We start from the raw sequence: 14753 nt of genomic DNA, 5'->3' as shown, positions 1-14753 counted from the left end.
GGCGGTGGTGCAGGAATGATCGACGGAAATGGGGATATCGACCTATGCCGGCCGGGCTGTGTCGGTCATCCGCACCAGCAATTCCGCCCGCGTGCCGGCGGCACGGCTGGCGTAATCGAGCTTGGCGCCGAGGCTCGAGGCCATGGCGCCGATGATCTTGGTACCCAGGCCGGTGCCGCGCACCGGGCCTTCGCCACGCCAGCCGATACCGTCATCCTCGACGAAGAGCAGCGCATTGTCGGAATCGAGCCGGGTGAAACCGACGCGGACCTCGCCGCCGGACTCGCCATAGGCATATTTGAAGGCGTTGGTGACGAGTTCCGTCACGATGACGCCGAGCGAGACGGCACGGTCCGTCGGGACATGCAGCGGCTCCAGCGACCGGTTGAGGCGTACATTGCGTCCCTGGCTCTGCAAGGACGTATCGAGTTCGGAGAGCAGCGTGCCGAGATAGGCGCCCATATCGACATGGCGCACGTCTTCCGACGTATAGAGCCGCCGGTGGATGCCGGCGATCGCGGTGATGCGCGCCTGCGTTTCCGACAGCGCCTCCTTGACCGCCTCGTTCGAGGCGCTCGACATCTGCAGGCGGATCAGGGCGGCGGCCAGCGCCAGCGAATTGCCGACGCGGTGGTTCACCTCGGCGAGCAGCACTTCGGCGCGCTCCTTGGCGGCGCGGATCTCCTGGTCGGCACGCAGCTTGGCGCGCTTCAGCTCGGCATTTTCCAGCGCCTGGCCCAGCGCATTGGCGAGCAGCGGCATGAAATCGTCGCCGACGGATTTGATGACATAATCCGCCGCGCCCGCCTTCAGCGCCTCGACGGCGACCTGCGCGTCGTTCGAGCCGGTGACATAGACGACCGGAACGGCATCCGGCGCATCGGCAAGCTCCTTGAGGAAGGACAGGCCAGTGCCCGATTTCAGGAAATGGTCGAGCACAACGGCGTCCGCGCCGCCCTCGGCGAGAAGCACGCGGCCGCGCTCGATATCCTCGGCATGCCGTACCTCGTAGCCGAGACGGCCGAGCGCCCGCTCGGCAAGCCGGGCGAGGATCGGGTCGTCATCGATATAGAGGATGCGGATCGGGCCGTCCTTCATTTACTTGGTCTCGGGCATGTACTTGGTCTCGGGCATTTACTGCGTCTCGGGGATCTGGATCACGGAGAAGAACAGGCCGAGCTGGCGGATCGCATGCGCAAAGCTCTCATATTCGACCGGCTTGGTGATGTAGACATTCGCGCCGAGATCGTAGCAGCGCTGGATTTCCCGCTCGTCGTCCGTGGTGGTGAGGATCACCACCGGCAGGCGCTTGGTGTGGGTGTTGGTCTTGATCTTCTGCAGGATATCGATGCCCGACATGTCGGGAAGGTTGAGATCGAGCAGGATCAGGATGAACTTGCCGGCGCTGACGAGGCCCGAGCGATCCTTGCCGAGCACGAAATCGAGCGCGTCCGTGCCGTTGGTGAAGGGCACGACCTCGTTGTGCACCCCCGCGCGGCGGATATTCTTCTCGATGAGGCGCGCATGGCCTTCATCGTCCTCGATCATCACGATGGTAACTTCCTTACCCAATCCGTTCATGCCTGCATACTCCTGACTACTTTGCTGAGGTCGGGCGGCAGACGCAGAACAAACGTCGTGCCTTCCCCGAGTGCGGATTTGACGACGATATCACCACCGAGATTGCGCATCAGTGAACGAACATGCGCAAGACCGATGCCTTCGCCGGGTTTGTCCTGCGTGCCGGAGCGGCGAAACAGCTCGAAGACCCGCTCATGGTCTTCAGGCGCGATGCCGCGGCCGTTGTCGGCAAACTCGATGATGGACCCAGCGCGTCCGTTATTGCGCGCGGTGACGGAAATGCGCAGCGGACGACCGGGCGTCTGGTATTTGATGGCATTGTCGAAGAGGTTGCCGAAGACCTGTTCCAGCGACAGCCGGTCGGAAATGACCGTTGGCAGATTGTTGCCGATGGTGATCACCCCGTCGGATTCGCCGACCTGATGATTGACGGCCGCAGCCCCCATCTCGACCAAGGCCTTGAGATCGACGCGCTCGATCTTCAACTCACGGCGCCCGTCGCGCGAGATCTTCAGGATGGCGTTGATCAGGCCGTCCATCTTCTTGGTGGAAGAGCGGATGAACCCGATCGCCTCCGGCAGGTCTTCCGATGCGGCGCGGCGCGCTTCGAGAATATCGTCCGAACTCGGCGGCTTGCCGTCGGCCAGAACATAGGTCTGAATGGAAGAGAGTGACGCCTGCAATTCGCTGGTGAAGCCCATGATGTTGACCAGCGGAGCGCGCAGGTCGTGGGTGACGATATAGGCGAAGCGCTGCACTTCCTGATTGGCGCGGATCAGCTCCTCGGTGCGCTCATCCACCCGCCGTTCCAGCGTGGCGTTCAGCGTCTCGACCTCGCGGCGCGCCAGCATGATATCGCGGGTATATTGCGCGACGACGAGAACCGCGCCGCCGAGCACGCCGATGATGGCGATGGCACCGATGACCGTGGTCCATTGCAGCGCGCCGGCCGACCACAGCGTATCGACGATACCGACCTGAAGGCGTTGGTCGGCATCCGCCATGATGGCGCCAAGCTGCTCGCGAAGCTGATCCATGAGGATGCGGCCGCGATCGGTCTTGACCTGCGCGACTGCGTCGGCCGTGCGGCCCTGCTCCACGGCCTCGACCGTCTCCGCGAGCTCGACGAGTTTTTCCGAAACGAGCCGTCTGATATCGGGGCTGCGCCGTGCGTAGTGCTCGAACTTCGCCGATTTTTCCTCGAGCGTCCTCTGCCGCTCGGCAACTGCCATAAGCGCCTCGTCATAGGGCTTGCGGAAGGTTGCCTCGCCGGTGATGACGAAACCGCGCTGGCCGGTTTCGGCATCTTTGAGGGTCGACAGCAGGTCGGACGCAGAGCTGCGCACCTCGCGCACCTCGACCAGTTCGGCAAAATAGGTCTGCACCTTGTCGACGAGCCAAAGCGACGTGCCGACGATGCCGAGCAACGCAATCATGCCTGCGGCGAACAGGATCACTGTCGAGCGCACGAAGGCGGCGTTCGATATCGGCATTCCACACCCCGGTTCAAGCCATCTGAAGGATCGCGACAATATCGAGATAGTAAGCCTATGCAACCAATCGACACCGAAAAAATCGGAATTCTTTTGGTTGTATCGCGACTTAACCCCCGCCAGCGCGGACGCGGAACCGTCCGCCCAGCTGCTCGCGGGCAATGATGATCATGCCGGCGGAGAAAATGAGGGCGGCGCCCGCGAAGACGTTCGAGCCCGGCACGTCGCTCCAGATGAGATAACCGAGCGCGAAGGCCCAGACGAGCGAGGTATATTCGAACGGTGCCAGCACCGAAACGGGGGCACGGCGCATGCCTTCGAAAAGGGCGAACTGGCCGATGCCGGCCAGAATCCCCGTGCCGGCCATCAGCAGAAGGTCGATCGCGGAAACCGGCTGCCAGACGAAGGGAATGGCAAAGGCGGTGAAAAGCAGGAAGAAGCCGCTGGAGATCGTCACCTGAACCTGGGTGCGCTCATGCAGCGCCGTCTTGCGCAAAAGCACCGTGGCGACGGCCCAGAAGATGGCCGCTTGCAGCGCCAGATAGACCGGGAGCGACAACGTGAGCCCTTTCGCCGCGATGCCGCAGGCGACGACCACGCCGACGAAACCGATGACCACGGCAAGCCAGCGGTAGCCCGGCACCTTTTCGCCGAGAACCGGCACCGAAAGGATCGTCATGACGACGGGCGAGGCATAGTAGAGTGTGGTGAGCTCCGCGAGCCCGAGATCGCGCGCGGCGGTATAGTAGCTGAGCCAGGCGGCGAGCAGCAGCAGATTGCGCAGGAAGAGCGGCTTCAAGACCGGCGAGGTGCGGGCCTCCCGGATGATCTTCCGCCCGCCGATGGCAAGACTGAGACCAAAAATCGTGACGCTGCGCACGAAAAGAATCTGCCAGACCGGCAGGGCCACGACGAGCCATTTGACCGACGCATCCTGAAGGGAAAACAGGAAATAGGCGAAGGACGTCAGCAGAATGCCGGAAGAGACGGTCTTGTGCACGGAAGGAACCTCGGACGCGGAGCAGAGCCGCGTTCTTCTTGATAGCGCGCCCGGCGAACCGGCGAAAGTGGCGGGAATTCAGGGGGCAGGAAATTTTTCTTAATTCTCGCATCCCACCTGGAAATATCCAGGGTATGATAAGTTTCAGCGTGCAAGCGCGGTGCACCGGGTATATGCGCGGGGCATCATGGATTCCAAACGACTCGGCTACGTCTTCACCCTGCTGGCGATCGTGATCTTCAGCCTGCAGGATGCGATCTCGAAACATCTCGGCAGCGCCTATCCGCCTGTCTTCATCGCCATGTTGCGCTTTTGGGCCTTCGGGGCTTTCGCGATCGCGCTCGGCATGCGCAGCCCCGGCGGTTTGAAGGCGGCGGCGGCAACGAAACGGCTGCCGCTGCAAATCCTGCGCGGCGTGCTGCTGGCCGCCCAGATCGTCGTCGTCATCACGGCCTTCAGCACCGTGGGTCTTGCGCATTCGCAGGCGATCCTCGCCTCGGGACCGATCTTCGTCGCCCTGCTCTCCATGCCGCTCTTGGGCGAGCGGGTCGGCTGGCGGCGCTGGCTGGCGATCGGCGTCGGGCTCTGCGGCGTGCTGATCATCGTGAAGCCCGGCAGCGAAGGCTTCGATATGAGCGTGCTCCTGCCCCTCGCCGGGGCGCTGTCCTTTGCGGTCTATGTCATCACGACCCGTCTCGTCAGCCGGGACGACGCCGCATCGACGAGCTTCTTTTATACCGGTGTGGCCGGCGCCGCCGCGATCTCGCTGGTCGGCCCGTTTTTCTGGACCAATTTTGCACCCGTCGACTGGCTCTGGATGGCGCTTCTCTGCGTGACTGGCATATCGAGCCATTATTTCCTCATTCGTGCCTACGACCTGCTGGATGCCGCCGCCGTCCAGCCGCTCACCTATCTCCAGGTGGTGCTGGCCGCCGTCATCGGCTCCACCGTCTTCGGCGAAACGCTGAGCCTCAACATGGTCGTCGGTTCGGCCATCGTCATGGGGGCCGGCATCTTCACCATCTGGCGCGAAAGCGTCGTCGCCCGCCGCCGCGCTGCGGAAAATGCGGGGACAAACCGGAAAGGAAAATAATCCTTTTTCCTTTACTCCGCATCCCACCTTCGCTATGCTTCCGGTCAATCGGACCGGCAGAAGCCGGTCCGCCGCCTTGGCAGGGTTCTCAAGCATGTTCTCCCACGACCGGATCTGGGCAGCGATCGACGCCCTTGCCGAGCGCAACCGGCTCTCGCCGTCCGGCCTTGCGCGCCGCGCCGGGCTGGATCCGACATCCTTCAACAAATCCAAGCGCCAGGGGGTGGATGGCCGCCAGCGCTGGCCCTCGACGGAATCGATCGCAAAGGTGCTTGACGCGACGGGCACCTCGATCGACGAATTCCTCGCCAGCACGGCGCGCGATTTCGCGCTGCCGCAGGGCACCTTTCCGCCGCAGGCCGGCAGCATTCCGCTGCTCGGCTTCGCGCAGGCCGGTGCCGGCGGTTTCTTTGACGATGGCGGCTTTCCGGCCGGCCAGGGATGGGACGTGGTGGAATTTCCCGCCTCGCCGGATCGCAAGGCCGGCGTCTATGCGCTGGAAGTGCAAGGCGACAGCATGATGCCGCTCTATCGGGATGGCGACGTGCTGATCGTCGAGCCCGGCGCGCAGGTGCGCCGGGGTGACCGCGTCGTGGTCAAGACGCGCGAGGGCGAGGTCATGGCCAAGGTCCTGCATCGCCAGACGCCGCGCACGATCGATCTCGTCTCGCTCAATCCCGAGCATCCGAACCGCAGCTTCGATATCGACGAAGTCGACTGGATCGCCCGCATCATTTGGGCAAGTCAGTAAGCGGCCGCAATCAGCCGCCGTAAAGATTGACCGGGAAGTAGCGCAGATAAATCTCTTGCAGGCGGCCATTGCGCGACAGCGCCAGCAGCGCATGATCGACCGCCGTGGCAAGAGCGGCATCTTCCTTGCGCAGCATGATCGTCAGCCCTTCGCCGAGAAACTGTTCCGACAGATAGGGACCGTCGAAGAGCCGACAGCAGCCGGCCGATTCCGTGCCGTTCGTCCAGAAGGCAAGCTGCATGCCGTCGGAAAACACCGCATCCACCTTGCCGTCCTTGAGCGCGGCCAGGAGCGCCGTGCGATCGGCAAGCGCCTCCGCCTGTATGCGGGGGAAGAAGGCCTTCAGCATCGCCTCATGCGCGCTGCCTGCCACCACGCCGACCCGCTTTCCGTCCAGCGCTGCGGCCGTCTCGCCGGATGGCGGAGCTTTCTTCGCCACGGCAAAACGCGCCGGCAGGCGCATGAAAGGGCGCGAAAATGCAAACCGCGTGCGCAGATCCGCCGTGACGGCAACGCCTGCCGCTACGGCCTCGCCATTGCCGTCGACCAGTGCCTTCTCCAGCTCGGGAAAGGTCACCGCCTGGATCTGGCATTTGTCCATCAGCGCCAGCTCACGGCAAATTTCGCGCACCAGATCGACATGGAAGCCGGCAAGTTTGCCGGTCTGGTCGATGAAGTTGAAGGGCGGAAAGTCGACGGTCGTGAGGAAGCGCAGGCGCACGATGCCGGAAAGATCGGGCTTTGCGATGCGCTCGCGCGTGTCGAACAGGATCGGCAGATCGACCGACGGTTTGTCCTGGGCGGAAGCTGCCGTCGGGCTCACCGCCCCCATCAACAGGCAGAGCGTAAAAAACCCGTAGATTTTTAAGGATGAAATTGCTTTATTCCACATTACAATCAACTTGGGGTTTAACGGGGACGCAGCCGCTCACGCGGCAGCGCTGGCTGCATGCGACTGGCAGAATATCCCGACGACATCGCTTTCGCCACCGCAATCGGCATCCGGCCGGTAGGCCTCGCTCATCCGACCGAAGAGCCGCATGTCCCGCCCCGGCTAATGGCGGAAGCCCGGCTCTTCCGGCGGCTTGGCCTGTCGAAAACGCTGATCTCCGCCATGCTGGTTCGGGCCAACAGGCATGGCACGACGCTGGAGGCGGAAATGCTGGCGAGCGGTGTGCTCGCGGAGGATATCTACTACGAGGCGCTCGCCGAGATCCTGCGCCTTCCCTTTCTCCGGCAGCTGGATCCCGCGCAGGTGGAAGACCTGCCCGGCGCCGACAGCCAGCTGGTGGACCCGAGCATCATCCGGCTTCGCCACCCTGCCCGACCTCCCGTTACCGCGATCGTGCCGAGCGCCGACCGGATCGAATCCTTCCGTGAGCGGCTCGAGCTTTCGCCGATGCTGCGCACCATGCTGGCGGCGACGACACCGTCCGCACTGCGCACGGCACTCTGGCAGGCCGGCCGCATGCGGCGCCTGCGCGAGACAGTCGACAGGCTGTTCGGCACCCTGCCGGAAGCAAGCGCCCGCATCACCCTTTGGGGCCGGCAGGGCTTTTACGTCGGCACGGTTCTGACCACCCTTCTGGCACTGGCTATCACGGAACCTGTCATCGCCTCGCTTCTTCTGCACATCGTGCTCACCCTCCTCTTTTTCGCCGCCTTTCTCGTCCGCCTCGTTGCGCTTGTCGCAGAGCGACGGCAACAGCGCGGTGGCGCGCTCAACCTGACGCCACCCGCCGGACCGCGGCCGGTCTATTCGATCTTCGTGGCGCTCTATCGGGAAGCGGCGGTGGTGCCGCAGCTGATCGAGACGTTGGATAAGCTCGCCTGGCCCACCGCCTGCCTCGATATCAAACTGATCTGCGAGGCGGATGACGAGGCAACGCTGGCAGCGCTTGGGGCCATGCGGCTTGGCCGGCATTATGAAATCGTCGCCGTGCCGCCGGGCCATCCGCGCACCAAGCCAAAGGCGCTGTCCTACGCGCTGGGGGCCGCACGCGGCACCTATCTCGTCATCTACGATGCGGAGGATCGGGTCGATCCGCTGCAACTGGAGGAAGCCTGGCGCAGTTTCGAAGCCGCCGCGCCCGACATCGCCTGCCTGCAGGCACCGCTCATCATTACCAATGCGCGCGAAAGCTGGCTGAGCGCCCTCTTCGCCTTCGAATATGCCGGATTGTTCCGTGTCCTGCTGCCGCGCCTTGCCGCAGCTCGCCTGCCGATGCCGCTCGGCGGCACCTCGAACCATTTTCGTACCCGCGTGCTTCAGGATGTCGGTGGCTGGGATCCGTACAATGTCACCGAAGATGCCGATCTCGGCATGCGGCTCTATCGGCTGGGTTATCGCTGCGGCACGATCAATCGGCCGACCTATGAGGAGGCACCGACGACCGCATCCGCATGGCTAGGACAGCGGACACGCTGGTTCAAGGGCTGGTTGCAGACCTGGCTGGTGCTGATGCGGCGGCCCTCGCAGCTGGTGCGCGACATGGGCCTCTGGCCGTGTTTCGTCTTCCAGGTGCTGATCGGCGGGCTGATCCTCTCCTCGCTCGCCCATCCGCTGCTGATCTTTTATGTCGGCATGATCGCGTGGGAGCTTTTCGGCCAATCCGCCCATGTCACCGAGGGTTTCAAACTGGTCCTTTTCACCGTGGACATCATCAATATCTTCGGCAGCTACGCGATCTTCGTGGCGCTCGGCCGAGCCGGAATGACACCGGATGAACGACCGGCAACCGGTCGTCGCTGGGCGATGACGCCCGCCTATTGGCTGCTGATGTCACTTGCCGCCTGGCGCGCCGTGCGGGAATTGCGCAGCAATCCGTTCTTCTGGAACAAGACCGCACACCGCCCGGCACAGACGACGGCGAGCGCCGGGACGGTTGCGGAAACCGGGTAGAGCTCCCGGCTCAGGGCCGGATCAGGGCGTCTGCGTCCAGATCGCCACATCGACGGGGGCAAGCTCCCGGCCGCCCACCAGGAAATCCGCGGTCGGCGAGGCGGGCACCGATGCTGGCGTGCTGCCGTAATTGAAGGCGAAATGCAGCTTGCCGCGCCGGGCAAGGCGCAGGTCACCAAGGTCCGGCAGGCCTTTGACATCCGCCCAGCCGAGCGTGTCGCCCATCAGCTTCGACAGGAATTCGCCGCGCGGCAGCGTGCCGACATAGCGCGCCTTCGCATTGCCGATGATCGCGGGTGAGCCTTGGCGATGCTCACCCTCGAAGGTCGCGAGCACCGTTTCGGTCGTGCGGATGAGTTCCCGCCAGCCCGTCACCGCGTGGCTGGTATTGCCGTAGAGTACTGGTTCACTGTGATATTCGGGCAGCGATTCGACGCGTGTCACACGGAAATCCAGGAGATCGGCAAGCGGGCCGGGCGGCAGGTCGGCGGGAATGTGCATGTCGCGCGTCTTGCTGCCGCTGCGCGGGCCGAACAGTGCCTTCGCACCGGAGGCCTTGAGACGGGCGATGAACGCCGCATCGGGAATGACGAGATCGGGCGCGACGACCAGCTTGTAGCCGGAGAGATCGGCATGCTGGCCGATGACATCGACATCCACACCGAGGCGGGCGATGGCGGAATACCAGTCGAGGGCGATCGCCGAGGCGGCATAACCCTGGCCCTGCGGCAGGGCGCGGGCGGCAAAGCGCGACTCGTAATCGAGCACGATGGCAACCTCGGCCTTTTCACGCGCCTCGCCCTCGGGCAGGCGTGTCATTTCCTCGGTCACCTGCGCGACTTCCAGATAACCCTGATCCACCTCGCTGTTCGGCAGGAGCAGGCCGGCATGGAACTGTTCCTGCGCGAAAGGCGCCTGACGCCAGCGGAAATAGGAGACCATGTCGACGCCGTGCGCATAGGCGAGCCAGGTCCACAGCCGCACCATGCCGTCGGCCGGGGACTGGTTGTGCGCAGCCCAGTTCACCGGCCCCGGCTGCTGCTCCATCACCCAGACGCGGCCCTTGCCGACGGCGCGGTAGATGTCGTGGTTGAAGGCCGTCTGGTCGGGATCGCCGACGCGCAGATAGCGGGCCTTCTCCTCGTCGCTCAGCCGGCCGTTGATCAAGCCGCCCATCGGATAGACATCCCAGGAGGCGATATCGATATCCTCACCGACCTTGTAGTGATCGAAGTCGGTGTTCTGGTTCATGAAATTGTGCGTGACCGAACGGCCCGGCGAATGCCGGCGGATGATATCCACCTGCGCCTTGTTGAAGCTCTTCACCTGATCCGACGAGAAGCGGTAGTAATCGACGAGATGGGTCGGCGTCGGCTCCTCGACGAGGTTGTTGGGCAGGTCCACCTCATCGAAGCTGTTGTAATGCATGCTCCAGAATTGCGTGCCCCAGGCACGGTTCATCGCCTCGACCGTGCCATAGCGGGCGGCCAGCCATTCGCGGAACGCCAGCTTCGCCTCGTCGGAATAGCTGTGGATCGTATCGTGATCGCCGTATTCGTTGTCCGTCTGCCAGGCGTGCACGAAAGGGTTCTCGCCATAGCGGCGCACCAAGACCTCGGTGATGCGGGCGGCCTCCACGCGGTAGCGGCGGCTGGAGAAGCAATAGTGCCGGCGCGCACCGAACTTGCGCACCACGCCGCGCGCATCGACCGGCAGGATATCCGGGTAACGATCGACCAGCCATTTCGGCGGCGCGGCGGTGGGCGTTCCCAGGATGACCTTGAGGCCGGCGCAGCCGAGCACCTCGACCGCCTCGTCCATCCATTCCCATTGAAAGATACCGGACTGCGGCTCGATATGCGACCAGGCGAATTCGCCGATGCGCACCCATGCAAGCCCGAGCTCCACCATGCGACGGGCGTCCTCGTCCCATTTTTCGCGTGGCCACTGTTCCGGATAATAGCAGACGCCGAGCTCCAGCATGCCGGCATCCTTGCGGGCGGCGTCGAAGCGGTTCTGTCTGGTCAGCGGCTTATGCACGTGCGGTATCCTTGTCATCCACGGCGCCCGGGACGCCGCCATCGTTACGATTGCGATTGTCTATCGCTTCAATTGTTCGTCTTGCGGCGGGCCTTCACCACGCCACCGTCCGGCCGTCATAGGCGCGAAAACCGCCGCTCTGCGCCATCGTCGTGCCGTCGATCAGCGCCTTCAGCCCTGCCGCACTGACGCCGACGTCGATCGCCGCCTCGTCGCCACCCATATCGGTGCGCACCCAGCCGGGGTGCAGCGAGATGACGGCGATGCCGTCGCGGGCGAAATCCTGAGCGAGCTTGACCGTCGCCATGTTGAGCGCCGCCTTGGAGCAACGATAGGCATAGTCGCCATCGTCATCATCGAGCGTGCCCTCAGCCAGCGAACCGGCACGGCTGCTGATATTGACGAGCACCTTGCGCCTGCCGGCCGCGAGGTTCGGCTGAAGTGCGCGGGCAATCAGCAGCGGAGCCAGCGCATTGATACGCATGACCTCGAGGAAATCGCCCGCCTCCAGAGACGAAAGGCCGCCGGTATCGCCGCGGATCGCGGCGTTGTTGATGACGATATCGATCGGCTGGCCGGCGAGCGTTTCGCCAAGTGCCGCGATGGAGCCGGCATCCGCCACATCGAGCGGCAATGCACCGTCTATCGCCTGCCGCATGCAGCGGATGACGCGCCAGCCGGCCGCCGCATAGAGCTCGGCAAGCGTGCGGCCGAGGCCGCGCCCGGCGCCGGTGATCAACACGGTGCCGGCAAGGTTCTCAGCGGTGTTTGACGTCATATTTCTTCTCGATCAGGCTGACGAGGCTTGCGGCCGCCAGCGTCAGCAGGATGTAGAGGATGGCCGCCGAATTATAGGGCGCGAACGGCAGGAAACTCGCCGACTGGAACTCGCGCATGCGCTGCGTGATATCGCGGATCGACAGGATCGACAGCAGCGACGTGTCCTTCAGGATAGCGATCAGCTCATTGCCCAGCGGCGGAATGACGATGCGGAAGGCCTGCGGCAGGATGACGAGCCGCGCCGTCTGCCAGCGGTTGAGTCCGAGGCTTCCCGCCGCCTCGATCTGGCCAGCCGGAATGGCATTGATGCCCGAGCGGAAGATTTCCGCGAGATAGGCGGAATAGGCGATCGCCATGGCGACGATGCCGCGCACGAGGTTCGGCGGATCGAAGACGCCGGCCGTCGCGTCCTTCAGGGCGCCCGACAGCGGCAGGCCGACATAGAGCACGATGACGAGCATCGGGATGCCACGGATCGTATCGACGATGAATTCCGAGCCGATGGACAGCGGATGGCGGCCATGCAGGAAGCCGCCGAGCGTCAAAAGGCCGAGCGCGATGGCGACGACGGCGAAGGTGATGCCCGCTGCCCGGTCGCGGTCGTTCAGCGCTTCGACCTGCCAGAGGCGCGGCCAATCGGCGGGCACGGCGGCGGCCGGCAGCAGCGCACCGCTGACGTCCTCCTTCTTCGCGACGATCTCGATTGCCTGTTGTGGCGTGACGAAGGTGCGCACCGGCGTCTCCGTCGTTGGGCCGCCCTCGTACTGGCCGAAGCGCACGGCGCTGATCAGGCCGGCCGGCGTGTTGGTGACGATGCCGATCTTGCCCTCCAGCGTGCCGGCCAGAACATAGCTGTCGCGCGGCTGCAGCAGGAACCATGCCGAGAGCGCGGCAAACAGCACACTCATGGCCACGAAGAGCAACAGGCTCTTGCGCGAATAGCGCAGCTTCAAAAGTCCGACCCAGACGAGGCCGAGAATGGCCGCGAGAATATAGGCGGCGATCGCCGCGCGGATGGTCGTGGCGAGACCCGATGCGAAGGCGAGATGGGCGAAGAGGAAGACGAAGACGAGGCCGGCACCATTGACGGTACCGAGGATCCAAGCCCCTGCCCGGCCCGCCGGACTTTCCGACGGCGCCGGCGCGCGGCTGCCGGCAAAGGTGAGGCCAAGACCGGCCAGCAGCAGCACGGCATAGGCCGGCCACAGCCAAGCCTCCACGCCGCGCACCATGAGATCGGCGGCCTCCGTCAGCTGTCGTGGTGTTGCGCCCTTGACGACGAGATCGGACTTGAAGGAATCGACGCCGTTGGCCACCACCGAGGCAATGAAGGGGTGCACGAGATCGCCGGCCAGGATCGCCGCCGTCGCGAGCAGCCCGACGAGCCCGGCGGCGAGCGTTAGCCGCGGGCGGGCCGCCTTGAGGCGCGAAAGGACAAGCACGGCGAAGCCGGCGGAAAAGGCAACGGCCAGAAGCAGGAAGCCCGGCACGAAGGTACCAGAACCCAGCTCGATGCCGAGGATCGCGCGCAGCGAGCGCTGATAATCCGGCGAGGAGGCGAACAGATAGACGATGAAGGGCAGCGCGGCCAGGATCACCAGGTTGCTGGGTCTCACGCTTCTGACGAACGACATTGCGGCCTCCGGCGCCAGGGCGTCATGCGCCCCAAGGCGGCGATGCCCTCTCAACTGCTTTTCAGCTCCGACGCGAAACCCGCCGGAACCATCTGGATATGGAAAGAACCGCCGGAAGCGCCAGCAAAGCGCCTCCGGCGAAGAGATTACTTAAGGCCCCAATATTTGGCGACGAGCGTGTCGAGCGTGCCATCGTCCTTGATCGCCTTCAGGCCTTCGTTGAAGGCGGCGATATTCTCGTCGCCCTTGCGGAAGACGAGGCCGAGCGGGTCGGATTCGAGATCCTTGATCGAGGCGACGAGTTCGCCGGCGAATTCGCGCTCATAGGCGGCGGCATTGGCGCCGTTGATCACGACGCCGTCGACGTCTTTGTTCTTGAGCGCGATGATGGCGGCGCTGAAGCTGTCATAGGCTGCGACGTTTTCCTTGCCGACGACGCCCTCCGCGACCTGCGCATCCGTCGTATTCGCCTGGGCGGAGAGCTTGCGGCCCTCGGCCTTGAACTTTTCCAGCGTGATGCCCTGGTCCTCGGCGCGCGTCAGCACGGCCTGGCTGTTGACGATATAGGGATCGGAGAAATCCATCGCCTTCTTGCGCTCTTCGGTGATCGAGACACCGGAGGCGACGAGATCGAAATTGCCCTGATCAAGCGCGGCGAAGATGCCGTCCCAGCCCGTCGTCACGAATTCGGCTTGGCAATTGATCTTGGCGCAGATGGCGTTGACCACATCGACATCGAAGCCGACGATCTGGCCGCTCGCCGGATCCACGCTCTCCATCGGCGGCGACGTCGTGTCGGACCCGACCTTCAGAAGCTTGCCGCCCAGATCGGCCGCATGAACGCCGCCCGCCGCAAGAACGGCCAGCGCCAAAGTCGCAACGAATTTCCTCATCTCTTCCTCCTCAACCATCGGCACCGCCCTGAACTGGCGGCACTCGACAAATCTCCCGGCAGGCGCACGACCGCCCCACCATTCTGACGGAACCGTAACAAGGAATATAAACGTTTTCAATAAGAAATATAAACGTTTTTATTGAGGAGTCTTGACGCGACGCAACAGGCTGCCGAAAGTGGAGCAAAAGCAGGAAATTCAACGGAAAATCACGTCAGACGGCTGGAGCGGGTAGCGGGAATCGAACCCGCGCGTTCAGCTTGGGAAGCTGACAGGCTACCATTACATCATACCCGCAGGGCAGCGCCGAGGCCGCAGTCATTCAACAGTTCACGGGGTGTGTCAAGCGGAAGGGTGTGCGGGGTTTACGGGTTTTCAACGTGGCTAAACCTTTTGCTGCTTTATCACACCTCAGCAATATCCCGGATTACGTTGAGTATCTTCGCAGCCCTTGATTATGTGCTCTGAACAATCCTCAAGCCCCCCCAACACGGCACGAGTTCGTTACTGAACCACACCCCCATAAGGTCGCACATCGCAATGACATCAGCGAATGCCAAGCCCGTCAATGGTCAAGTTGATCACT

The 14753-nt window shown here is 63.7% G+C and carries 12 protein-coding genes and 1 tRNA gene; 3 read left to right on the top strand and 10 right to left on the bottom strand.

All coding sequences use genetic code 11. The annotated features are described in order from the left end of the window. Positions 1-42: 42 nt before the first annotated feature. The 4 genes from ACOZKU_RS21960 to ACOZKU_RS21945 form a co-directional block, all read right to left on the bottom strand. Positions 43-1098 carry a sensor histidine kinase gene (locus ACOZKU_RS21960; protein ID WP_421580677.1) on the bottom strand — a complete coding sequence of 352 codons (1056 nt, stop codon included), beginning with the start codon at positions 1096-1098 and terminating at the stop codon, positions 43-45. A gap of 36 nt (positions 1099-1134) precedes the next feature. After that, positions 1135-1581: a response regulator gene (locus ACOZKU_RS21955; RefSeq protein WP_314090144.1), complete on the bottom strand. Its 447-nt coding sequence runs from the start codon at positions 1579-1581 to the stop codon at positions 1135-1137. Beyond that, positions 1578-3074 (bottom strand): sensor histidine kinase, encoded by a 1497-nt coding sequence (locus ACOZKU_RS21950; protein ID WP_421580676.1) that lies wholly within the window; start codon positions 3072-3074, stop codon positions 1578-1580. The genes ACOZKU_RS21955 and ACOZKU_RS21950 overlap by 4 nt, the downstream gene beginning before the upstream one ends. Before the next feature lie 109 nt (positions 3075-3183). Beyond that, complete coding sequence (locus ACOZKU_RS21945) at positions 3184-4074, bottom strand: DMT family transporter (RefSeq protein WP_421580675.1); 891 nt, start codon at positions 4072-4074, stop codon at positions 3184-3186. A gap of 187 nt (positions 4075-4261) precedes the next feature. On the opposite strand from ACOZKU_RS21945, the gene ACOZKU_RS21940 reads away from it, so the two are divergent. Beyond that, a complete protein-coding gene (locus tag ACOZKU_RS21940) occupies positions 4262-5167 on the top strand; it encodes a DMT family transporter (protein WP_421580674.1) in 906 nt (301 codons plus the stop codon). Positions 5168-5261: 94 nt separating this feature from the next. Next, positions 5262-5918, top strand: coding sequence for a helix-turn-helix transcriptional regulator (locus ACOZKU_RS21935; protein ID WP_314090155.1), 657 nt, complete (start codon positions 5262-5264; stop codon positions 5916-5918). A gap of 10 nt (positions 5919-5928) precedes the next feature. Here ACOZKU_RS21935 and ACOZKU_RS21930 read toward each other — a convergent pair whose 3' ends face one another. After that, positions 5929-6810, bottom strand: a complete 882-nt coding sequence (locus ACOZKU_RS21930) for a transporter substrate-binding domain-containing protein (protein ID WP_421580673.1) — start codon at positions 6808-6810, stop codon at positions 5929-5931. 57 nt (positions 6811-6867) lie between these two features. On the opposite strand from ACOZKU_RS21930, the gene ACOZKU_RS21925 reads away from it, so the two are divergent. Beyond that, positions 6868-8820 (top strand): glycosyltransferase family 2 protein, encoded by a 1953-nt coding sequence (locus tag ACOZKU_RS21925; RefSeq protein WP_421580672.1) that lies wholly within the window; start codon positions 6868-6870, stop codon positions 8818-8820. A gap of 21 nt (positions 8821-8841) precedes the next feature. On the opposite strand, the gene ACOZKU_RS21920 is transcribed toward ACOZKU_RS21925, so the two are convergent. The 5 genes from ACOZKU_RS21920 to ACOZKU_RS21900 form a co-directional block, all read right to left on the bottom strand. Beyond that, positions 8842-10860, bottom strand: coding sequence for a beta-galactosidase (locus ACOZKU_RS21920; RefSeq protein ID WP_421580671.1), 2019 nt, complete (start codon positions 10858-10860; stop codon positions 8842-8844). Positions 10861-10954: 94 nt separating this feature from the next. Continuing rightward, entirely contained in the window at positions 10955-11602 is a 648-nt protein-coding gene (locus ACOZKU_RS21915; protein WP_421580707.1) for an SDR family oxidoreductase, read from the bottom strand. 16 nt (positions 11603-11618) lie between these two features. Then, positions 11619-13274, bottom strand: coding sequence for an amino acid ABC transporter permease (locus ACOZKU_RS21910; RefSeq protein WP_421580670.1), 1656 nt, complete (start codon positions 13272-13274; stop codon positions 11619-11621). Positions 13275-13420: 146 nt separating this feature from the next. Beyond that, positions 13421-14167: a transporter substrate-binding domain-containing protein gene (locus tag ACOZKU_RS21905; protein WP_314090165.1), complete on the bottom strand. Its 747-nt coding sequence runs from the start codon at positions 14165-14167 to the stop codon at positions 13421-13423. Positions 14168-14390: 223 nt separating this feature from the next. Then, positions 14391-14464, bottom strand: a tRNA-Gly gene (locus ACOZKU_RS21900). Between the last annotated feature and the right edge of the window lie 289 nt (positions 14465-14753).

This window comes from Shinella sp. M31, from assembly GCF_049199205.1.
In the GTDB taxonomy this organism is placed as follows: domain Bacteria; phylum Pseudomonadota; class Alphaproteobacteria; order Rhizobiales; family Rhizobiaceae; genus Shinella.
The sequence above is the reverse complement of the archived record's forward strand: the minus strand, read 5'-3'. Positions and strand labels throughout refer to the sequence as shown.